General features: G+C 64.8%; 17 protein-coding genes and 3 pseudogenes. 13 read left to right on the top strand and 7 right to left on the bottom strand.

Features of this window, described 5'->3' with window-relative positions:
* Window positions 1–97: 97 nt before the first annotated feature.
* Window positions 98–2,680, top strand: a complete 2,583-nt coding sequence (locus tag XCSCFBP4642_RS0101310; protein ID WP_029218196.1) for a TonB-dependent receptor — start codon at window positions 98–100, stop codon at window positions 2,678–2,680.
* A 9-nt stretch (window positions 2,681–2,689) separates the two neighbouring features.
* Entirely contained in the window at window positions 2,690–3,487 is a 798-nt protein-coding gene (locus XCSCFBP4642_RS0101305) for a DUF1868 domain-containing protein (RefSeq protein ID WP_029218195.1), read from the top strand.
* A gap of 264 nt (window positions 3,488–3,751) precedes the next feature.
* On the opposite strand, the gene XCSCFBP4642_RS0101300 is transcribed toward XCSCFBP4642_RS0101305, so the two are convergent.
* Window positions 3,752–5,113 carry an MFS transporter gene (locus XCSCFBP4642_RS0101300; RefSeq protein WP_029218194.1) on the bottom strand — a complete coding sequence of 454 codons (1,362 nt, stop codon included), beginning with the start codon at window positions 5,111–5,113 and terminating at the stop codon, window positions 3,752–3,754.
* Between the two features lie 194 nt (window positions 5,114–5,307).
* Window positions 5,308–5,438, bottom strand: a pseudogene (locus tag XCSCFBP4642_RS30650) (YdeI/OmpD-associated family protein); the annotation flags it as partial.
* Window positions 5,439–5,440: 2 nt separating this feature from the next.
* Here XCSCFBP4642_RS30650 and XCSCFBP4642_RS28010 point away from each other — a divergent pair.
* The 3 genes and pseudogenes from XCSCFBP4642_RS28010 to XCSCFBP4642_RS0101285 all read left to right on the top strand — a co-directional run bounded on the left by XCSCFBP4642_RS28010 (window position 5,441) and on the right by XCSCFBP4642_RS0101285 (window position 8,842).
* Complete coding sequence (locus tag XCSCFBP4642_RS28010; protein WP_167331367.1) at window positions 5,441–5,686, top strand: hypothetical protein; 246 nt, start codon at window positions 5,441–5,443, stop codon at window positions 5,684–5,686.
* A 1,178-nt stretch (window positions 5,687–6,864) separates the two neighbouring features.
* Window positions 6,865–7,411, top strand: a pseudogene (locus XCSCFBP4642_RS23710) (RNA 2'-phosphotransferase).
* Window positions 7,412–7,576: 165 nt separating this feature from the next.
* Window positions 7,577–8,842 carry a phospholipase D-like domain-containing protein gene (locus tag XCSCFBP4642_RS0101285; protein ID WP_029218193.1) on the top strand — a complete coding sequence of 422 codons (1,266 nt, stop codon included), beginning with the start codon at window positions 7,577–7,579 and terminating at the stop codon, window positions 8,840–8,842.
* Window positions 8,843–8,865: 23 nt separating this feature from the next.
* Here XCSCFBP4642_RS0101285 and XCSCFBP4642_RS0101280 read toward each other — a convergent pair whose 3' ends face one another.
* Window positions 8,866–9,393, bottom strand: coding sequence for a CcdC protein domain-containing protein (locus tag XCSCFBP4642_RS0101280; RefSeq protein ID WP_029218192.1), 528 nt, complete (start codon window positions 9,391–9,393; stop codon window positions 8,866–8,868).
* Window positions 9,394–9,642: 249 nt separating this feature from the next.
* Here XCSCFBP4642_RS0101280 and XCSCFBP4642_RS0101275 point away from each other — a divergent pair, with 249 nt between their 5' ends.
* From XCSCFBP4642_RS0101275 to XCSCFBP4642_RS30645, 3 genes and pseudogenes are all read left to right on the top strand, one after another.
* On the top strand, window positions 9,643–9,849 hold the full coding sequence (locus tag XCSCFBP4642_RS0101275; RefSeq protein ID WP_029218191.1) for a hypothetical protein: 207 nt from the start codon (window positions 9,643–9,645) through the stop codon (window positions 9,847–9,849).
* Window positions 9,836–10,948: a type II toxin-antitoxin system RelE/ParE family toxin gene (locus XCSCFBP4642_RS0101270; protein WP_029218190.1), complete on the top strand. Its 1,113-nt coding sequence runs from the start codon at window positions 9,836–9,838 to the stop codon at window positions 10,946–10,948. Before XCSCFBP4642_RS0101275 ends, XCSCFBP4642_RS0101270 begins: the two co-directional genes overlap by 14 nt.
* A gap of 98 nt (window positions 10,949–11,046) precedes the next feature.
* Window positions 11,047–11,136, top strand: a pseudogene (locus tag XCSCFBP4642_RS30645) (hypothetical protein); the annotation flags it as partial.
* Between the two features lie 250 nt (window positions 11,137–11,386).
* Here XCSCFBP4642_RS30645 and XCSCFBP4642_RS29085 read toward each other — a convergent pair.
* The 3 genes from XCSCFBP4642_RS29085 to XCSCFBP4642_RS0101250 form a co-directional block, all read right to left on the bottom strand.
* Window positions 11,387–11,674 (bottom strand): hypothetical protein, encoded by a 288-nt coding sequence (locus XCSCFBP4642_RS29085; RefSeq protein WP_160170347.1) that lies wholly within the window; start codon window positions 11,672–11,674, stop codon window positions 11,387–11,389.
* An 86-nt stretch (window positions 11,675–11,760) separates the two neighbouring features.
* Window positions 11,761–12,600 (bottom strand): HipA N-terminal domain-containing protein, encoded by an 840-nt coding sequence (locus tag XCSCFBP4642_RS23700; RefSeq protein ID WP_053329506.1) that lies wholly within the window; start codon window positions 12,598–12,600, stop codon window positions 11,761–11,763.
* Window positions 12,597–12,848: a helix-turn-helix domain-containing protein gene (locus XCSCFBP4642_RS0101250; protein WP_029218189.1), complete on the bottom strand. Its 252-nt coding sequence runs from the start codon at window positions 12,846–12,848 to the stop codon at window positions 12,597–12,599. Before XCSCFBP4642_RS0101250 ends, XCSCFBP4642_RS23700 begins: the two co-directional genes overlap by 4 nt.
* Window positions 12,849–13,171: 323 nt before the next feature.
* On the opposite strand from XCSCFBP4642_RS0101250, the gene XCSCFBP4642_RS0101245 reads away from it, so the two are divergent.
* The gene (locus tag XCSCFBP4642_RS0101245; RefSeq protein ID WP_029218188.1) at window positions 13,172–14,791 is read left to right on the top strand and encodes an alpha/beta hydrolase; all 1,620 of its coding nucleotides are present in this window, start codon (window positions 13,172–13,174) and stop codon (window positions 14,789–14,791) included.
* A 258-nt stretch (window positions 14,792–15,049) separates the two neighbouring features.
* On the opposite strand, the gene XCSCFBP4642_RS0101240 is transcribed toward XCSCFBP4642_RS0101245, so the two are convergent.
* Window positions 15,050–15,451, bottom strand: a complete 402-nt coding sequence (locus XCSCFBP4642_RS0101240; protein WP_029218187.1) for an antitoxin Xre/MbcA/ParS toxin-binding domain-containing protein — start codon at window positions 15,449–15,451, stop codon at window positions 15,050–15,052.
* Window positions 15,452–15,903: 452 nt separating this feature from the next.
* Here XCSCFBP4642_RS0101240 and XCSCFBP4642_RS0101235 point away from each other — a divergent pair, with 452 nt between their 5' ends.
* The 4 genes from XCSCFBP4642_RS0101235 (at window position 15,904) to XCSCFBP4642_RS0101220 (ending at window position 21,035) form a co-directional block, all read left to right on the top strand.
* Window positions 15,904–16,359, top strand: a complete 456-nt coding sequence (locus XCSCFBP4642_RS0101235) for a hypothetical protein (RefSeq protein WP_033897872.1) — start codon at window positions 15,904–15,906, stop codon at window positions 16,357–16,359.
* A 686-nt stretch (window positions 16,360–17,045) separates the two neighbouring features.
* Window positions 17,046–18,062, top strand: a complete 1,017-nt coding sequence (locus XCSCFBP4642_RS0101230) for an IS30 family transposase (RefSeq protein WP_029218148.1) — start codon at window positions 17,046–17,048, stop codon at window positions 18,060–18,062.
* A 414-nt stretch (window positions 18,063–18,476) separates the two neighbouring features.
* Window positions 18,477–18,809: a hypothetical protein gene (locus tag XCSCFBP4642_RS0101225; RefSeq protein ID WP_029218185.1), complete on the top strand. Its 333-nt coding sequence runs from the start codon at window positions 18,477–18,479 to the stop codon at window positions 18,807–18,809.
* 312 nt (window positions 18,810–19,121) lie between these two features.
* Complete coding sequence (locus tag XCSCFBP4642_RS0101220) at window positions 19,122–21,035, top strand: M61 family metallopeptidase (RefSeq protein WP_033897871.1); 1,914 nt, start codon at window positions 19,122–19,124, stop codon at window positions 21,033–21,035.
* Window positions 21,036–21,208: the final 173 nt, after the last annotated feature.

Raw genomic sequence — 21,208 nt, 5'->3', positions numbered from 1 at the left:
GCCGCCCGACAGTGCGGATAGTGCCATGCGGTTTTTTCATTCCTCGTTCCCTGGCCCGCTTGGGCCCGCTGCAGCCCGTGTCCCACAGCGTCGCATAATGTCGTACGCGCTGGGCATGGCCGTGGTGGGCTGGATGCAGGCGCCGGCGGTCGCCGCACCCGCCGATGCCACGGCACAGACCCTGGATGCGGTGCAGGTGCGGACCTCGTTCCAGTCGCAGAACACCCGGGCCATCGCCACCAAGCAGGCCGCGCCCACGATCGTGGATTCGGTTGCCGCCGACAGCATCGGGCAACTGGCGGATTTCAACGTCGGCGATGCGCTGCGCCGCGTCACCGGCGTGAGCACCGTGGAGTACCAGGGTGAGCCGCGCTACGTGACCGTGCGCGGCCTCAACGGCAACTACAACAGCATGCTGATCGATGGCTTTGCATTCGCAAGCAACGACATCGGCAGCCGCCAGGCCATGATGGATGTGCTACCGGCCAACTTTGTCGACCGCATCGACGTGGTGAAGTCGTTTCTGCCTGAAAACGACGGTGGCGCGATCGGCGGCGCCACCAACCTGGTCACCGCCACCGGCTTCGGCCGTCCGGACGGCCTGCTGACTGCCTCGGCCAAGGGCGGTGCCAACCTGATGGGGAATCGCTATGGCGGCCGTACGCCGGTGGGCGAAGGCGAGCTCAAATGGGGCAAACGCTTCGGTCGTGACGGCGAGTTTGCATTCCTGGGCGCAGCCAGCGTTTGGCGCCGCGAGATCGCGGTGCCGCAGCAGGAAAACGGCGGCGCCCTGAACTGGTACAACGCCGACGGCACGCGCGCTCCGGTGCCCTATGGCGGCGTGGGCGACGCGGTGCCCAGCGAGCGGCGCTGGTACAACTACGACAACACCCGGCAACGGCGCGGCCTCACCGCACGCGTGGACTGGCAGCCGGACGGTCCGCTCAGCGGCCATGTGTCCGGTTACAGCTTCCACCAGCGCGAGGCCTCGGACCGCTATACCCAGAACGCCCAGGTGCAGAACAGCGCACGCCTGACCCGCAGCGGCCCGCAGGGCGGTACGCTCGACAACCTGAATCAGTCCGTCGAATTGGGGCAGTTGCGCTGGAAGCGCGCGCTGTCGGGCATCAACGGCGAACTAGTGGCCGAGCTGCCGGCGCAATGGCGCGCCGCGCTGCGCGCGAGCACCTCGCGCGCCACGGTGGACAACCCGCAGGCCTGGGACCGCTTCCAGCAAAATCGCCTGGCATACGGGTTCGACTGGAGCGGCACGCTGCCCGCTTTCACGCCGCTGGACCCGGCCCTGGCCGACGACCCGACGCGCTATCCCAACGCCTATCACCAGCAGGAGCGCACCGGCTACGCCGAACGGGTTGGCGACCTGCAGCTGGAGCTGCGTCGCAACGTGGACGAGGACAGCCGTGGGTTGGGGCTGGCCGTTGGCGCGCGGCAGGTGCGCACGCACATGCGCACCGCTGTGCAGCGCACCACCTGGAACGGCTTGCCTGACACCCTGGCCGACGTGCTGGGCAGCCCGACCTGCGCCCTGGGCTGCAACACGGAGATGATGACCATCGACCCGGCATTGGCCAACGCACGCTGGGATGCCCTGGCCGGCCAGGCGCGTGGGGTGGTGGACACCACCGCGCAGAACAGCGGCAGTTACGCCGTCGACGAACAGGTGCGCGCCGGCTTTGCCCAGGCGCAATGGCGCGGCGAGCGCTGGCTGCTGGCCGGCGGCATCCGCCTGGAGCAGACACGCTTTGCCAGCGCCGGCCAGCAGCTGAGCGGAACCACCTGGACACCGGTCAGCGCGGTGCGCACCTACCGCAACTGGTTGCCATCGCTCAGCGGGCAACTGCAGACCAGCGCCAACGGCACCCTGCGCATTGGCGTCTCACGCTCGATCGGGCGCCCGCGGCTGGACCAGATGGCCTTGAACGGCGGCGTGCTCACGCCAGGCAGCACACCGCCGACGCTCAACCAAGGCAACCCGGACCTGCAGCCGCGCCGCTCGCAGAACCTGGACCTTGGCCATGACTGGAGCTGGGACGACGGCGGCAGCCTGCTGTCGGTCGCGCTGTTCCACAAGACCATCACTGATGAAATCTTCCGCTACGGGCAGATGGACAGCATCGACGGCGAGCAGGTGCTGGTCACCCAGCCGCGCAATGTGGACCGGCCGGTGCGCCTGCACGGCGCCGAGCTGGGGGCCATCAAGGAACTGGGGCCATGGCTGCCTGCGCTGGACGGCTTGTCGGTGACCGCCAATGTGACGTTCCTGCACGTGGACTACCCGGTGGTGCTCGGCGATGGCACCCGCACCACGCTGGACGTGCTGCCGCAGCAGCCCAGGCAGTTGTGGAACCTGACCCTGAATTACGCCCGCGGGCCGCTGCGCAGCACGCTGGCCTGGAGCCGCACCGGCGAGCTGTGGGACGACCGCTACCCCAACTACAGCAGCCGGCAGGAGTTCTACCGCAACCGCTACCAGCAACCGCTGGACCGCATCGATCTGAAACTGGCCTGGGACGTGTCGCCCACGCTGGCCGTGAGCCTGGACGTGCTCAATCTGGCCGGTCAGGGCTACCAGTACCGCATCGGCCGCAATCAGGAATACGTGCAATCGGCCTGGAAGATGGCCCCCACCGTGATGCTCGGCGTCAACGTCAAGCTCTGAGGAAATCCCATGTCGTCGTTTCTGGACACACCCATCAGCCGCCGCCATCTGATCGCCGCCACCGCCACCGCCACCGCCAGCGCCGCGCTGCTGACCAGCGGCCTGCCTGCGCTGGCCGACACGCCGCCGCCGGATGTGGGGCGCAAGTTTCTGCGCTCGCGCCGGCCGATGGCATTTGCCGGCAATACCTTCGTTGGTCATCTCGAACAACAGGGCGATAGCTACGACAGCTTCGACCGCGTGCTGGATATCTACCGCGAACTGCCCGAACACCGCTTCGCGAACAAGTTCGCGCTGCTGCCGCCCAGCAGTTATCACGTGACCTTGCTGGGCGGGGTCAATGAAATCGACCGCGCCAGCGGGCCATGGCCAGGCGATCTGACGCGCGATGTGGCGTTGAGCGAGATCCATGCCGATTTTCTCGCGCGGCTGACGCAACGCACTGCGGCGCCGCTGGGTGCGTGCAGCTTTGTGGTGAACCCGGCTGCGGCAAGGACCGGCAACAACGACAGCCTGCTCATCCCGCTGCGCCCTGCCGATACGCAGACCGCACAGCGCCTGGAAGCCGCACGCCAGGGGCTAATGACGCTGACCCGCCTGCAGCGCCCGGACTACGTCAATTTCCAGTTTCATATCTCGCTGGCCTACCTGTGCGAAACGCTCGATCGCGCAGAACAGGCGGACTATCGCGCCGCAGTGGGCCACTGGCTCAAGCGACTGGCGGCCGCGGGTCCGATCACGATCCCGCGCTTTCACTTTTGCACGTTTGCGGATATGGACGCGTTTCGGACGGTGCGGGAGGTATGAGTGAGGAGTCGGGACTCGATGTGCGGATCGAGTGTCGCAGCTGGTGCCTGATCGATGGCAGTTGGCATGAGATAGATGCATGGGGATCGTGACGATGCGGTTGTCACCCTCCATCCGTTACCAGAGCAGCCATCTGGCTCACTTGGGTGTGGCGGCCGCTGTGATCTCGCGCCCATGCGTGGAGGATGACCAGCACCCTGGTGATCGCTGCGAGCAGTGACGAGCTTGCCGAATGTGCCGCTCTCGCACAGCCGACAAGCAACCTCACCGCACGCGCTTGCGCATCGCCGCTTCGTCGTCCAGCCAGTTGCTGCCCTTGTTGGTCAGGAAGAACATGTAGACCACCAGCGACACCGCGATCACCGCCGTGGCGTAGATCACGAACTCGCTGACATGCCCGGTCTTCAACGAGGCCTGGTACAGCAGCGGCGCGGTACCGCCGAAGGCCGAGTTGGCCAATGCGTAGCCCAGGCCCACGCCCAGCGCGCGCACATGGGTGGGGAACAATTCGGCCTTCACCACGGCGTTGATCGAGGTGTAGCCGGTCAGGATCACAAAGCCCACGGTGAGGATGGCGAAGGCCATCAGCCAGTCGGTCTGCTTGGGCAATTCCATCACCAGGAACCAGGTGTACAGCACGCCGCCGATGCCGAAGAACACCAGCAGGGTCTTGCGGCCGACGATGTCCGACAACCAGCCGCCCACCGGCTGCATCAGCATCAACACCGTCAACGCCACCAGGTTGATGATGGTGCCGGCCATCACGTCGCCGCCGGCGAACGCGCTCTGGATCATCTTCGGGCCGGTCACCGAGTAGGTGTAGAACGCGATGGTGCCGCCGGCGGTGATCAGGAAGCACAGCAGCAACGGGCGCCACTGGTTCACAAACAGCTCGCGCATCGAGCCCGAGGCCCTGGCCTTGCCGGTACGCGAATCGGCGATGGATTCGGAGCTCAGCGACTCATCCATGGTCTGGCGCAGCCAGAACACCACCAATGCACCGATGCCGCCCAGGCCGAACGCCACACGCCAGCCCCATGCCGACACCTGCGAGGCGTCGAAGAAATGCAGCATCACCAGCAAGGTGGTCTGCGCCAGCACGTGCCCGCCGACCAGCGTGACGTAATGGAACGAGGACAGGAACCCGCGCCGGCCGGGAATCGCCGCTTCGGACATGTACGTCGCGCTGGTGCCGTACTCGCCACCGGTGGCAAAGCCCTGCAGCAACCGCGCCAGCAATAGAATGATGGGCGCCGCGATACCGATCGTGGCCACGGTGGGCGTGATGGCAATGACGAACGAGCACAGCGCCATCATCGACACCGAGATGGTCAGCGCCAGGCGCCGGCCATAGCGGTCGGCGAAGCGGCCGAAGTACCACGCGCCGATCGGGCGCATCAGGAAGGTCATCGCGAAGATCGCCCACACGAACAGGGTGGCGTTCTTGTCTTCCTTGGAAAAGAACTGCGATTCGAAGTAGGTGGCGAACACCGAATAGACGTAGACGTCGTACCACTCGACCAGATTACCGGCCGACCCCTTGAGCGTATTGGACACCGAGCGGTGAAGGCTGCCGGGCGCTGCGCCAGAACCGGCGGCGATCGGAGACGATGGGGGTGCGCTCATGCGGTCAGAACCTCTTCGGTGGGACAGCCCTGGAGTATAGGTGCGCGCTTGTGTGACGCATGTAAGCATTTCGGCGCATAGGCAGGCGCCGTGCCAGCCGCTAGTGGATGTGTAGCGTGCGAGTGAAAAGCGGCCGACGTGCGGCCTGCACTGCCGTATCTCGCCGCAATCCCCAAAGACTTGTGCGTAACGCTTCAGTTCGCTTGGGGCGTCGGCGCGGCCAGCGATTTGCTGTACATCCCGAGCGATCCAAGCAGCACGCACGGCGCTTGCCCGACGCCAGCATGTCGCAGGCGGTGGCGATGCGCCTGACCCGCGTGGATGCACATGGATGATGCAATGGTTCGCCTGTCCGGCGAATACGTTTTAGCCGCACACGATGCAGAAATTCTTGTCTCTAGACGTGGTGGTATCACGCTATGGCAGCATATATTGCCGATGACAGGATTCACTTCATACGCAGAGGAAAATTCTTACGCGCGGAGCCTAATGCGTCAGTGCAGAGTTGCGGGCGACGGCACGCTGTTGCTGCCGGTCGCCGCCGAAACGCAGCTGTTGCATCGGCAGCAATGAAAGGCTCGCAACGCGCTTTCCAGGTCAAGGGATGTGGCTATGCCTCTTTACCCGTTGACGCTGTGGGTCGCCATCGCGACGTGCCGGCTTGGCTGTGGGCAGTAGCCTGCTGGTCGCCACGACGTGCAGGCGCCGAGCGCCACAATCTTTGCGGTCGCCACCATTTGCAAAGAGTGCAAAATCACCTGCACTTAAGGTAACGCGGTTCATCTGTAAACTTCGCTTCTGGCACCAAACATTCTTGGTGCAAATGGCTATGAATCTAAACTGAGAGGAGCATTGGCGCTGCGGCGTCATGCCGAGATGCAAATTGCATTTCCTTGGTGTTGCAACAAGCCTATATCGTGGATATTTTTTACGTGACAAGTCCGATTCGTGGCGCATCAAGTAGTCGCTATCACTATTCCAATGAGAGCAATCCAGAAAGCTCACCACCGCAGCAGAGACAACCGCCGAGTCTCCCGCCGTCCGGTCAGTTCAGCGGTCTGCAGCACTTGAGTAGTCGCCGTCGTCGGGCTTCAGAGCTCTTAAAGGCAAGATTCTCGGCGGAGGAACCCACTGTTCATGAGCTACCTAGAGAGGATCGACAGCCTAATATTGTGTTGAGAGAAGACACTGCACTTAGTGCAAACGCATACCAGCTCTACGTCGATCATCCGCGAGGTCTTCCTAACAATGTCAAAAATTCGATTGAGAGAGATTCCAAGCTTTATGCTGCATACAAGGAGATATTAGAAAATAATGGTTATAAAAGTCAGTAATTGACGGCAACCTTCTCTTGGCCGGGCCGGCAAATTGTTGGCTCGGTCGCATCCGCGTCCCAATGTTGTAGCGCGGTCCGAGCGATAACGTGTTTGGCTAACCGAAGGAGTACTGATTCCCCTTCCTGGTCTGGTGCATCTGCCGTCGGCCAAGAACACCTCATGCCGCGTCCGCTTGCGTTTGCCTTTGTACTCCGCCTCGCCGAAGGTCGGTTGCATCGAAATCGTCTGCGTGACCTGTTGGTCGATTGCGGTAGATCAGGATGGATTGTTCAGGGCTTCCCAAGACCGCAGCGCGCCATGCATGCGGGGTTGACCCGTCTGACAAGCGTGTACGCTGGTCCGGCAAACGTGCGCCGCCCACCCGGCAGCCAGGCAGGCGGCACGACTTTTCCTGCAATGAAGCAGAGACACGCCATGGCTCAGCAGCTGACCGATACCAGCAAGTGTCAGCTACGTCTTGCGGCATGCGCCGGAGACGATCGGCTTGACGCTCGATCAGGACGGTTGGGTAGACATCCACGCCGTCATTTCCGGCGCCGCAGCCTCAGGCCGGCAACTCGATATGGCATTACTGCAAGCGGTGGTTGCGCAAAGCGACAAGCAACGCTTCACGCTGTCCGACGACGGGCTGCGCATCCGTGCCGCGCAAGGCCACTCCACACCGACCGTCGCGCTGCAGCACCAGGCCCTGCGTCCTCCTCAGATGCTGTATCACGGCACCGCCACGCGCTTTCTCGAAGCGATCCTGGCGCAAGGCCTGCAGCCGGGCCAGCGCCACCATGTCCATGTGTCCGCCGATCCGCAAACCGCTACGACCGTCGGGGCACGCCACGGCACGCCGGTGGCGCTCGGCGTGCACAGCCTGCAGATGCACGATGCCGGGTTCGGTTTTTTCCAGGCTGACAACGGCGTCTGGCTGACGCCGCATGTACCGCCCAACTATCTGCACGTCCTGGAGTAACGGCGCCAGCCACATCGATTGCGCGTGGCATCCGATGCCCGCCGACAGGTGGCATGCAACCGCGCCACTCCAACGGTCGCCCTCCCTTCACGACCCCCATGCCACCAGCCTTGCAAGAATGCCCGCCGTTTATGCCCGCAATGGCGGGACATCGGAGTGGGATGCATGATCTGGATCATCGTGGCCGCTGTGGTCGTCACCTTGCTGGTGGGGCTGCTGCTGCTCAACTTCGCCACGCCGGAGAAGAAGCTCCAGCACATCCCCACGCATCTGTGCGACGTGGCCGACCCGCAGTTCAAGCGCGAGATGTCGGTACTGCTGGGCCCGACCATCCTGTCGGGCAATCGCATCGACGTGCTCAACAATGGCCACGAGATCTTCCCGGCCATGCTGGCTGCGATCCGCGGCGCGCAGCACACCATCACCTTCGAAACCTACATCTACTGGTCGGGCGAGATCGGTCGCCAGTTCAGTGACGCGTTGTCCGAACGCGCACGCGCCGGCGTGGCGGTGCGGGTCACCATCGACTGGGGCGGCAGCCTGAAGATGGACCATGCGCTGGTGGACACCATGACCGAGGCTGGCGTGGAAGTGCACCGCTACCGCCCGCTGGCCTGGTACAACCTGCACCGCATCAACAACCGCACGCACCGCAAGTTGCTGGTGATCGATGGCCGGATCGGCTTCACCGGCGGCGTGGGCGTGGCCGACCAGTGGATGGGCGATGCGCAGGACCCGGAGCATTGGCGCGACACCCATTACCGCATCGAAGGCCCGGTGGTGGCGCAGGTGCAGACCGCCTTCAACGACAACTGGATCAAGACCACCGGCCGCGTGGTCAATGGCGCGCAGTACTACCCGGCGCTGGAAGCGGCCGGCGACAGCGATGCGCAGTTGTTCGTGGCCTCGCCGGCCGGCGGCAGCGAGAGCATGCACCTGATGTACCTGGTCGCCATCGCCGCCGCGCGCAGCACCATCGACCTGGCGGCGGCGTATTTCGTGCCCGATGCATTGATCACCCGGTCGCTGCTGGAGGCGCGCAGCCGCGGGGTCGCCATCCGCGTGCTGCTGCCGGGCAAGCATATCGATGCGGTGTCGGTGCGGTTGGCCTCCAAGGCCAGCTGGGAGCCGCTGCTGCAGGCCGGCATCGAGATCCACGAATACCAGCCCACCATGCTGCACACCAAGCTGTTGATCATCGATGGCCTGCTGATGTCGGTGGGTTCGACCAACTTCGACATCCGCTCGTTCCGCCTCAACGACGAGGCCAGCTTGAACGTTTACGACGCCACGCTGGCCGCACGCATGACCGAGGTATTCGAACGCGATCTGCAGCGCGCCGAGCAGTACACGTTGGAACGCTGGCGTGCGCGGCCGCTGCGGCAGAAACTGGGCGAAAAACTGGTGTTCCCGTTCCGCTCGCAGGTGTGAGCGCGCAGGGCCGGTGACGGCGGTTAGCGCGCCGACCCCGCCGCGCCTGCCTGCAGGCGCAGCTGGCGCAGACGCCACCACAGCCCACCTACGTGCACCAGCGCATACAGCACCAGCGCGGCCGCAATCCCCAGGGTCAGCGGGCTGGCCTGCGATCCGGCAGCGGCCGCACCCTGGCTGAAAGCGCCCGAGGCCCAGCGCCAGGCCAGCCGGCCCAGCAGCACCAGCATCAGCGCCGCGCCGATCCACGGGTTGGGCGTGTACCAGCCGCTGCCCTGCGCCCATTCGGCATGCGTGTAGCGCAGCGACAGGGCGCCCAGCCCGATGCCGGCCACCGCTCCCAGCGCGATCCCCAGCCGCACCTGCGGCAAGCCGTACACCGCAAATGCCAGCGCAGCGGCGGCGATGACCAGCACAGTCGCACGCACCGCAGTGCCCACCGGCTTCCACTGCTGGCGGCCGAAGCTACGGCGGATGCGCCGGTAATAAATGAAGGCGATGGCCGCCATCGACAGGTACGGGGTAAAAGGCGCGATGGCAGCAGCGGGCATGACCAATCCTTTGTGGGTGAAGTGACGGCTGCAGGATGAAACCCGGCCACGCCGCCGACAAGGTGCCAAGTGTCACTTTCTGTTGCCGCCCGTGCGCCGGCGTGGCCGCTGGCAGGCGGCTGCAGCGCCGGCGCCGTGCGCTGCGGCCGCCCTCGCCGGTGAATGCCACGCCTGCGCGCCGGCTGTTGCCACACGCCAATCCGGGCTGCGGCGGTAGACTTGTCGGCAGTATTCCCCCACCGCAGTGCCATGTCTGCCATCAAGCATCACGCCCATACGCTGATCGACACGCTGCCCGACACCGCAGGGTGGCAGGACGTGCTGCATGCGGTGACCGAGGCCAGCTTCCAGGCGGCCGTGCTCGAAGGCATCGCTGCCGCCGACCAGGGCGCCTTCGTCGCGCCGGCGCAGCTCACCGCACTGTTCGCCGGATGGGGCGTTGATGTTGCGGCGTGAGTGGACCGTCCCGGCCGCCAAGCAGCTCGCCCACGCCCAGGATCACTATCACGCGCTCAACCCGGTTGCGGCGGCGGCGATGGCACGGCAGGTGTTGCACGCCACCCGCACGCTGGCCGAACAACCCGGCCGTGGCCGCGCCGGCCGGGTGCCGGGCACCCGCGAATGGGTGGTCAAACAGACCCCGTACGTCCTGGTCTACCGTGTGCGCGACGACACGCTGCAACTGCTGCATGTCCAGCTGGACCCCAGCGACTGGCTGCCACGCAGCGAACCGCTGATCGAACGCCTCGAGCCGTGGATCGCCGCGCTGATCAGCGCGCTGCTGCATGTGCTGATGCTGCTGATCCTGCTGTCGGCCTCCACGCCCACGGCGACGCCGCCGCAGGGCTCGGCCAGCGGTGGCCGCACCAAGGTGGACTTTGTCGGCGACACCGACCAACCCCAGCAACTCACCCCGTCGCCAACGCCCACCCCGCCCTCGCCCACGCCTGCACCGGTACAGCCGCCACCCGCGGCCTCGCCAGTGCAATCCACGCTGGTGCGGAACGCCAGGAACCCGGTGCCGCCGCAAGGCAGCACGCGCAGTGGCGGACTGACCGAACAGCGCCCGGCCCGGCCCGTGCACCGCCCCACTCCGCCGCAACCACCGGCCGAACCGTCATCGCCGCCGCAGCGCCGCCCGGAAACCTGGACCGGGCGTCCACCGGGCATGCTCGACGAACCGGCCGACGCCGCCGAAGACGGCACTTCGTACACGCCCACCATCAGCCAGGGCCGCCGCAACGACCGCCGCAACGCCCAGCCCAGCATGGATATCGGCGGCTACCAGGTGTATTACGATGTGCGCAGCGAAACCCAGTTGCGGGTGTGGAAGGAACAGGGCATGCAGGAGATCGCCATCATCCTGCCCGGCACCCAGCAACGCATGGTCTGCCCGCTGGAGGTCGCACTCAAACGCGGCTCCAGCAAATGCCGCCTGCTGCCGCCGGACTCGCCGGAACTGAAGAGCATCGGCGACGCCCGCGAGGTCATCAACATGATGGAGGTCTACCGCCAGGGCGAACCGGTCTGGCGTGGGCCGGGGCCGTATCGGTGAGTCAAGGACCGGTTGGCCCTGGTCTGCTGATGCCGGGCATCGAGGTTACCTGAGTGCTTGCATTTCTGAAGTGCAAGCAACCTGGTTGAACCAGGAGGGTGGAATGCCTTCTTTTATCGTCCGCAATATCCCCAAGGTGCATCGCGTGGTCCGCGCGTGCGCCACTGCATGGCCGCAGCACCCAGGCAGAGATCCGCGCAATCCTTGAGTCGGCAGCCGAGCCGGCAGACCGGGGCAGACTCGGCTCCTTCCTGATGGGCATCGGCCGTGACGCTGGCCTGGCAGCACAGGACGCCGATGCCTTCGACAAGCTGCGCGACAAGGCAGTGATCAAGCCGATGGGGCTGAAGTGATCCTGCTCGCTACCTTCTTCAATGTCTATGAAAAATATAAGTACGAGCGGCTCTCGCAGCTCGACCAAAATTTGCTATGCATGAGCTAATGTAAAGCCGATGCCGACACTGCACTCAATGCATCCACCACAGGCCCGAACACAATCTGCCGTAGCAGGCGCGCTTCGCCAGGATCGACTGCATGCGTAGCGCCTTGTTCGCAGCTCTGCAATACGGCATGCGACTCTCGCCTGATCGCGGTCGTCAGTTCGTCCAGATGCCGCAATGTCAGTTTCGCTGGTACGCCGATGGAGTGGCCGAACGCCGCCACAGCATCGCGACCGATGGCGGCATAACGGCGAGCGGTACCCATCGGAAAAACCAGCTCGTCCAAGCCCCAATCCGGAGCCGTGTACACGCTGGTGCTGAGCAGGTCGTAATGCGGGGCTAGTTCCCAGCCATTGGCGCCGCGCAGGAAGCTCAGGTTGGCCGCAGGCATGCGGCTGATGCGTTCGAGCGCGCGCAAGGTGTTGATGGTGGCTTGTTGGTAGTTGTAAACACGATCCAGGGACAGCAGTTGGCAACCGTCCAGCGCATAACGGCGCTGTGCCTGCAGGCCATCGCCGATGCGGTCGAACCGGCGGACAGATACACCGGTTCCGGCACGCGGCGCACGGCCACCTGTGGCACCGGCAGTCCGCAGGCAGCGGCCAGCTGCATGCAAAACCATTCATTGACCGCGCTGTGCGGGTAGTCGTCCACATGTTCGTGGTCGGGTTTGAGGATATGGGTGGACGCAGCCGTGCCCACCGGCTCCCACAACTGCCCCGCCTCCAGCACCACTGCCAGCTTGTGCTGGGCGCCTGCCAACGACATGCGCTTGGGTGCGTCATGGGTCAGCGGTTGCCGGGGCAAGGCGCGAATACGCTCAGAAAGCGCGACATCGCTCAGCGGCTGCAGCGCCGGCGGCGGCAGTTGCTGGCCTGGCCGCAGCACGGTCAACGCGCCGGCCGACTCCGGGCCGAACCGCTGCAGCAGGCCGAAGGCATCGGCCGCATCGATGCCGGCATCGCTGGCGATCAACCGGCGTCCGCCCTCTTCGGGGAGCAGGTTGTCGAAGAACCACTGCACCGGGCGCTGACTACCGCCATCAATGATCTGACCCGTGCGAGGTGGCAACGCGGGAGACAGATCGAAGCCGTCCATTTGCCACGCTGGGTCGTACGCGAGCGCCCACAGGTTGCCCTGCTCCCGCAGCTCACCGATGCGGCGCTCTTCCAGCCACAGTTCCAGGGTGCGTGGCGCATCGACGGTGTTCATTCGACGTGCCTGGCTACCGGAGCCGGCAACTCCACCGGCAGGTCCAGCTGGACCTGGATGCCTAATTGCCGCAGCACTTCGAACACCCGGCCCAGTTGCACGGTGTCCTTGCCGCGCTCGACATTGCCAAGCACCACATGACTGGTGCCGGCCAGCGCTGCCAGGTCGTCCTGACGTAGGCCTTGTGCCTTGCGCACTGCGCGGACATAGGCACCGATGTCGGATGCGTGGTCAATTGGGACGCGCATAGCGAATAACCGGAACTAAAGCGGACTTTAGATTATCTCGGCGTTTCTACGGCAACGAGTAAAACTAAAGCAGACATTAGATTGGCCATTGGTTAGCGGTTGACTGAGCTAAAACTAACGCCCACTTTAGTTTCGAAGTGAAGGCGGTTGCTGCTGTGAAAATAAAAGCGGCCCACACGCTGCCCGCCGGGGTTCCAACCGCACACAGCTCGGCTACGGCAACCAGATCTCGCACCTTGCGGCGCGCGGCCAACCGGAACTGGCTACCGTCTGTGCAGGGCCATCTGCGCCCACTCCACCCACCTGCGTCTCCAAGGATTTGCATGTTCCTACATCGTCTTGCTCCGCGTGTGGCTCTGGCCGTTGGCCTGCTGTGCGCCTGCGCTGCGCACGCTGCCGAGCCGGTGGCTGCCCATCGCCTGCTGCGTGTCACCCTGGGCGGCGCCACCGACCAGCCCACCTCCGGCCGGCTGCTGGTGTTCGCCACGCTTGCCAAGGATGCCCAGGCCGAGGCCAAGCAAGGCAGTAAGGACGGCAAGGTGGATGCGGTGGACGCCAACCCGTTCCGCCCCAGCGCCACCGCGGTGGCGGCGCAGGAGGTGACCGGGCTCGTGCCGGGCGGCAGCGTGCAGATCGACCTGGACAACATCGCCTTCCCCAGCGGGTTCTCCGCGCTGCCGGCCGGCGACTACCTGTTTCAGGCGGTGCTGGATCCGGACCACAGCTACGGCTATCTCGGCCGCGATGGCGGCGATCTGCTGAGCGTGGTCACCGCGGTGACGCTGGACAAGAAGACGCCGCTGCCTGCGCTCACCCTCAGCACCCGGCTGCCGGCCTCGGACGACCCGTGGCAGGTCTCGCCGCGCGCGCCGCGAGCCGTACGCGATGCCGTGCCCGAGGCCAGGCTGCACAGTGCCGATGCCTCGATGGTGAGCCCGGCATTGAGCGCGTTCTGGGGCCGGCCGGTCTCGCTGCGCGCCCGCGTGCTGACGCCACCCGGCTACGATGCCAAGGCCACCACGCGCTATCCCACCGTCTATATCACCGACGGCTTCGGCAGCAACTACAACCGCTTTGCCGGCAGCATTGCCAGCGCCTGGAGCGCGATGGCAGCCAAGCAGATGCCGCCGATGATCTGGGTCTTCCTGGACCAGTCCACGCCTACCGGTACCCATGAATTCGCCGATTCGGTCAACAACGGCCCCTGGGGCACGGCGCTGACCCAGGAGCTGATCCCTGCGCTGGAACGCGACTACCGGATGGACGGCAAGGCCAGCGGCCGCTTCCTCAACGGGCATTCCTCCGGCGGCTGGGCCACGCTGTGGCTGCAGACCCGCTACCCCACGCTGTTCGGCGGCGCCTGGTCCACATCGCCCGATTCCAGCGACTTCCATGACTTCACCGGGCCGGATCTGTACGCACCCAATGCCAACATGTACCGGCGCGCCGACGGCAGCCAGGTGCCGTTGATCCGCGACCACGACAAGGTGGTGGCCGATCTGGAGACCTTCGTCAAACTCGAACGCGTGCTGGGCCCGTACGGCGGCCAGTTCACCTCGTTCGACTGGGTGTTCTCCCCGCGCGGCGCAGATGGCCGCCCGCTGCCGATGTTCGATCGCGACAGCGGCAAGGTGGACCCGGCCGTGGTGGCTTATTGGCGCACGCACTACGACATTTCTGCCCGGGTCGCCGCGCAGTGGCCAACGCTCAAACCCGACCTGGACGGCAAGATCCACCTGATCGTTGGCACCGCCGACACGTTCTACCTGGATGGCGCGGCGCGCAAATTCCAGGCGGTGCTGGACGGCCTGGGCGCCAGGAGCGACTTCCGCTACCTGGAAGGCCGCACCCACTTCGACCTGTACGCCGAAGGCGACGACAACGACGCCTTGATGAGGAAGATCGCCTGGGAGATGTACGCGGTGGCGCGCCCGAAGCAGTGACTGCGTAGCTGCGCGGAACGGCCTGCAATTGCCACACAGGTCGTGCACGCGATGGCTCGGACGCGTGTTTGCGCATCCCGGCGGCTGCCGGCGCACGCGGCCAAGACCGTCCTGTTGCAGCTGTCGAAGGTCAATGGCGGCGCAGGCGACGTGGCCGCGCACAGCGCGAACGCGCGGTGCCATGCCAGGCGGTGCACTGCACGTTACGACAAGGCATCGCGGCCAGCAGCGCGCGCATGCTCGCCGGGCGCGGGCTGCTCACGCCGAGCGCTTCGGCAACTCCCACTCCATCTGTTGCCTGAGCACCAGCAGCAGCACCTTGAGGCGACCGGCGCGCACCATGGCGGCCGGCGTCTGGCCATCCAGCGCGTTCATCGGTTCGCGGAACCAGCGGATCAGGCTCTCGTTGTTGCCGCCGTGCAGTGCCCAGGCGTGGCACACGATTTCACCCAGCGCCTCGATCCCGTCACTGCCCAGCAGCTTGAGATGCTCCGGGGTGAACTTGAACATTGACAGCACCAGTTCCGCGTCGGCGGCCTTGCCGTGTTCCACGCTCATCTGCTCGCTGTGCGCGGTGCTGTAGCTGGACGGCTGCGCACGCAAGGCTTCGGCCCGGCGCATACCGGTGAGCAGTGAGGCGATGAGGTCGGCGCGTTCCATGGGTGATCCGGCAGTGTCTTGCGCGCACGCTAGCGGTGGCGCTGCCGGCGCTCAATCGGGAGTCTCCCGACAGCCGCTAAACAGGTCAGCGGCGGTTGTCGTGCGCGGCCATGACGCGGTGGGCATCTGCCCGACGACAGTCGCGCGGGATGCCGTCCAATCGCTGCCTCAGGCAAGCGGCCGGGCGCGCACAAGTGGGCCAGCCGTCGATATCCCGGGCGCGATGACGCCAGAGACGACCTGGGCACTGCACAGCTCCACAAGCGTGGGGCATTCCGGCGGTGCGCACGCACCAGGTGCCGATGCCCGGTGCCGGTGTCGACGTTCGCTACCTGCTGCGGCCATCGCCTCGACGGGATTTAACGAAGCGCTTGCTAGCATCCGGGCGCGTCGTCGGCAGCCGCCCTGCCCGGCTGTCGTCATTGGAGTGCCATCTCATGAGGAGTTGTCAGATGCCCTGGAAATCCGCTCTTGCCTTGCTTGCCCTGTCCACCGCCGCACTGCCGGCACTGGCCCAGTCCGACCGGCAGGTGGCAGAGGACATGATCACCCGCTCGGCCAATGTCTGCCCTGGTCACAGCACCGACCGCACTTCGCCCACCGTCAAGGCCGTGCCCGTGGGCGCGCTGCGCGTGATGCTGGAACGTGGCCTGGTGATGTGCCCCGACCGCCGCCTGGACGCGGCTGCGCCGGCAGTGTTCTACGGTCGCCTTGGCGTGTTCGCCTGGAACCCTGAAGTGCCTGCCGCCAAGACCGTGATTGTCCAGCAGATCGGCGCAATGACCCGCAAGGACGACTACCCGGTCGAAACGCTGGTGTGGGACGCCAAGGGCTCCGCGCTCAAGCAGCAGACCGTGCCGATGTTCGAACCGCGGCCCGGTGCGGCGGTGTTGTACAAGGTGCGTTGAGGCCCCGGAGCGGGCGCACCGAAGCAGGCTCTTGCGCTCGCTCCGATTGGCGGCAGTCGTCGTGCACCAGTGGGACCTGCCGCCTCGATGCGCGTCTGGCAGCCGCTACCGCGAGCGCACCTACTTAACTGCGAGCTGGGCGCCCTCCAGCGCCTTCTTCGATCCCCCGCGCGGGTGGGCATAGTCAGCAGGAACTGACGCAGGCTCACGCCTGCATCAGTTGGGGGCAAAATACCCACTCAGCGCGTGCTGAGTGGTTAGGGGCTGGGCAGAGGGAGCAGCGAAAGAGCTATTCCACCCGCAATTGCTACTAGCGCTGATGCACTTAGGATCATGGAGTATAGCCGCCTGGAAAAACTGGGGCGGCGCTGGATAGCTCGAAGGATGGCAATCGGAACCAATGCATAAAGAGCGCATAGGGCAATGTAGTACCAATTTAGTTGGTACGAGGATCCCTTCCCCATGAGGTTTCCAACCTGCAGTAGAACCACTCCGCCGACGAGCGAAAGAAAGGACCGGATGGCGAATGAATTATTGGTTTGTATCTGATTATTCATATTCTCACATCACAACAATCTGACACATCGCCCCAGTTGGGGTGCTCGTACATGCTAGATGGAAACTACGGTTAACTGCTTAGACTCAACTTCCAAGTGCAACACCCCGCCTTGACGTAGGGTAGCGGCATGGGCACACAGTACAGGCACCTGGGTTCCGAAGAACGCGCTTTGCTTCAAATTGAACTCGGTAACGGAATGAGCATCAACTCCATTGCAAGGCGACTCAATCGCAGTGCGTCCACCCTGTCGCGCGAGATAAGGCGACAGGGCGAACCTGTCTATGCGGCAACCAGCGCAGCCAGCAACTATCGGCTGCGCCGCAGAGCGTGCGTTCGAAGGCGCCGGCTTGTTGAAGGCAGTGCGCTCTTTCAGCAGGTGCGTGACGACTTGGTTCTGTATCGTTGGTCGCCCCAGCAAATTGCTGCCAAGCTCAAGGCCATGCATCCGGATGATCCAAGTCAACGCGTGAGTCACGAAACAATCTACGCCGCTATCTACGCGCATCCGCGTGGTGGTTTGAAGAAAGAGCTTGTGGAGGCGCTTCGTCAGCACAAGCCGACGCGAGGCTTGCGCCGTACAACCGCTGCCAAGCGCACGTGGGTGCCGGAGGAGCTGCGTATCGTCCATCGGCCTGAAGAGGTGGCGCAGCGCTTGATTCCTGGGCACTGGGAAGGCGACCTGATCAAAGGGGCTTTCAACCGCTCGTGCGTAGGCACGCTGGTGGAGCGAAAGACGCGCTTTGTGGTGCTGTGCAAGATGGATGGCTGTACTGCACAGGATGCGCTGGAGGGCTTCACGCGACAGATGAAGAAGCTGCCGCGTTTCCTACTGGGAAGCCTCACCTATGACCGCGGAACCGAGATGACGTGTTATCCAGAGCTGATGAAGCGGCTCAACATCGATCTTTGGTTCGCCGATCCACATGCGCCCTGGCAGCGCGGCAGCAATGAGAACACCAACGGCCTGCTGCGCCAGTTCATGCCAAAAGGCGCGGACTTGTCCAAGGCGAGCCAGGAGTATCTCAACAACGTCGCCGACCTGATGAACGCCCGGCCACGGCAGACGCTTGGCTGGAAGACGCCGAACCAGGCGCTGGAAGAAGAGATCGCTCAATTCAACTCACGTGTTGCACTTGCAAGTTGAGACCGCCAAGTGTCAATTGGAGCATACACCACCCAGAATTAATTATTAATTATGAATTGAGTAGACAGAGAAGAAATGAGGCCGTTACAAAAAGACGACTTAGCGATCTAATCGAGAAATCTGATAGTGAGGATGCAAAGGGATGCGCGCACTACCTGATTGGTTCGCCCGAGAAAAGCAGGGAAATATTTAAAACGAGATCATGACTGATCGCGAGAAAGCTTTTGTTTACTCGGACTGGGCCATATTTGGAGATGAGAAAGGATCTCGTTTTATTGAATCGGTTATTACGAGCACGTGACACCAGTAAGTTCTGCAAATGTTGGGAGAAAGTTGGCAATTCCTTTTTGGCCTTGACCTCTTCTACATGTCCCGCCCGCCATGCTCGCCGCAGCCTCAACTGGAGAACGCACGATGATGAAGTGGATGGGCACCGCGCTGGCCGCGGCATTGTTGGTAAGCGGTTGCGCCAAGGTGGAGGGCGAGAAGTTCGTTGGGCACTGGGTCAATGTGCAGACGCAGGAAGAGACGATGGACATCGAGCGTAATGGCGAGACCTTCATGGTCCGGAGCACCACGCCGAAGTTCTTCAGCCGCCAGCCCAAGACCGAGAGCTACCCGGCGGTGTACAAGGACGGGGCGCTGCAGGTCACCAATGACGGGGAGACGGCGAACTTCGTCATCGACGAGACCAACGGCCACCTCAACACCGGCGGCGAGCAGTACCAGCGCGTGCAAACCAAGTAAGCGCGTCACGACAAGGCCCGCACTGCGGGCCTTGTCGTTTCTGTCGAAGACAGGCCGCGGTTGCGCCGGGTGGTGCGTGCGCGCGTAAGCGGTCATCCACCTGCTTTCTTCTTAGCGAAATGTGGATGTGAGGCGGCAATGAGTGCGCCAAGCTGCGCGCGGCAACCGACAACCGGCAACGACCGGCAACCGGACATTTCATAGCGGACTGAACCTGCGGCCTGCACTGAACAACATCAGCACCTGGTGCAGCCGGTATAGGATCACGCCCTTTCATTGCCGGTGCGTGTTCCGCACCATCCAAGAGACTCGATGACGATCCGCTTCCCGGGCACCGTGCTGCTGTCGGTTGTGCTTGCCGTTGTTGCGATTGCGGCATTTGCCCAATCCAGCGCCGGCCCGGTGTATCTGGCCCCGTCGGTCGCTGTGCCGCCGCCGGTGGATCGTCCGTTTGACGGAGTGATGGAAGTGCGCGTGGACGCCTCCGATGTGGCGCGGCGCATCTTCAACGTGCAGCAGCGGGTGCCGGTCGCGCCGGGTGCCACGGCCACGCTGCTGTATCCGCGGTGGGAGGCTGCCAGCCATGGGCCTAGCCTGACCGTCACCGATCTGGCCGGCCTGCAGGTCAGTGCGGCGGGCCGCCGTTTGAAGTGGCGACGCGATGCTTACGAGCCGCATGCCTTCCACGTGGAGCTGCCGGCCGGGACGCGGGCAGTCGATGTGCAGTTCCAGATGGTGGCCGGCGGCGACCTGCTCACGCGCGACATCGTGTCCGTGCCGTGGCAGCGCCTGCTGCTCTACCCGGCCGGGTGGTATGCACGGAACATTCCGGTGGCCGCCACGCTCACCCTGCCCGGGGGGTTGCGGCCGTTCAGTGCGCTGGACGTGGAGCATGCACAGGGCGCGCGCTATCGCTTCAGGACGACATCGCTGGAAACGCTGCTGGACGCGCCGGTGCTGGCCGGCCGCCATACCGCGCAGCTGCCATTGTCCGCCGCCGGGGCCGGCGCCGTGTCGCTCGACGTGGTGGCGTTGCGGCCGGGCGACCTGCACATCCCGCCCGCGCGGGTAGCGGAGTTGCAGGCTCTGGTCGCGCAACTGCGCGCGGTGTTCGGCCCGCCGCCGTTCGCCCGCTACGCGATCCTGGCACGGCTGAGCGACGAGGGGTCGTCCGGCGGCACCGAGCATCGCGCGTCCAGCGAGAACGGGTTGGCGTTGTCGCACTTCCAGCAATGGCCGGAGCAGCTGCTGTATCGCGACCTGATCGCACACGAGATCGTGCACGCCTGGAACGGGTTCTATCGGACCCCGGCCGACCTATGGGCACCGACCCCGAACGTGCCGGTCTCCGGCAGCCTGTTGTGGATGTACGAAGGACAGACCGAGTTCTGGGGACGGGTGCTGGCCACGCGCGCCGGCCAGTTCAGTGCCGATGAGGTGCGCGACCGCCTGGCCATCGAAGCGGCGGAGATCGCGCAGCGGCCCGGACGGGCATGGCGGCCCCTGTCTGACGACGTCCACTACCCGGCCTTCATGCTGCGCCAGCCGGTGCCGTGGCGCGACTGGCAGCGCCGGCGCGATTACTACGCCGAAGGCGTGATGCTGTGGCTGGCGGTGGACGCCGAGCTTCGCGCGCGCAGCGGCGGCGATCGCGGCCTTGATGATTTCGCACGCGGCTTCTTTGCCGGCGCCACGCCGGACGCGCCCACGCGCACCTACACGTTCGACGACATCTGCGCTGCGTTGAACGCGGTGGCGCCTGCCGACTGGGCGGGTTTCCTGCGGGGATGGATCGATGCGCACGACGAACTAGACACCACGCGCGGCCTGACCCAGCACGGCTGGGCACTGGTCTACACGGACACGCCGACAGCAGCGTTCCGGGCCAGCGAGAATGAGGCAGGCGTGTCCGATCTCAGCTATTCGATCGGATTGGCTGTGCGCGCCGATGGCATGGTCCGCACGGTGGCCTGGAATGGCCCCGCGTTCGCGGCCGGGCTGCGGCCAGGCACGCGCCTGCTCACCGTCAACGGCGCGCGGTTCAACCCGCAGACCTTGCGCGATGCGGTGCGCGGCTCGACGCATCGCCCCATCGTGCTGGGCATTGCCCAGGACGACCACCATGCAGACGTGGCGATTGCGTACACAGGGCCGCTGCGTTACCCCAGGCTGCAGCGGCGTGCCGACCGGCCCGATACGCTGGCCAGGCTGCTGGCGCCGCGCTGAGGCGGTGGCCGGCCGCGCCGCCCGTCGCCCTGGCCTGCAATCCCCTCTGCCTTCCATGGCACACAAGCCTTACAGTGCGCAGGCACGCCGGGGTCATGGCGCTGCCAGCCCAATCAATCCAGCAACTACGAGGGTGTCATGAGCAAGGGGATGGACCAGAAGAAGAACCAGAA

Origin of the sequence: Xanthomonas cassavae CFBP 4642 (assembly GCF_000454545.1) — a bacterium.
Lineage (GTDB): Bacteria > Pseudomonadota > Gammaproteobacteria > Xanthomonadales > Xanthomonadaceae > Xanthomonas > Xanthomonas cassavae.
Note: the sequence above shows the minus strand (reverse complement) of the source record. Positions and strands in the feature narration are given on the sequence as shown.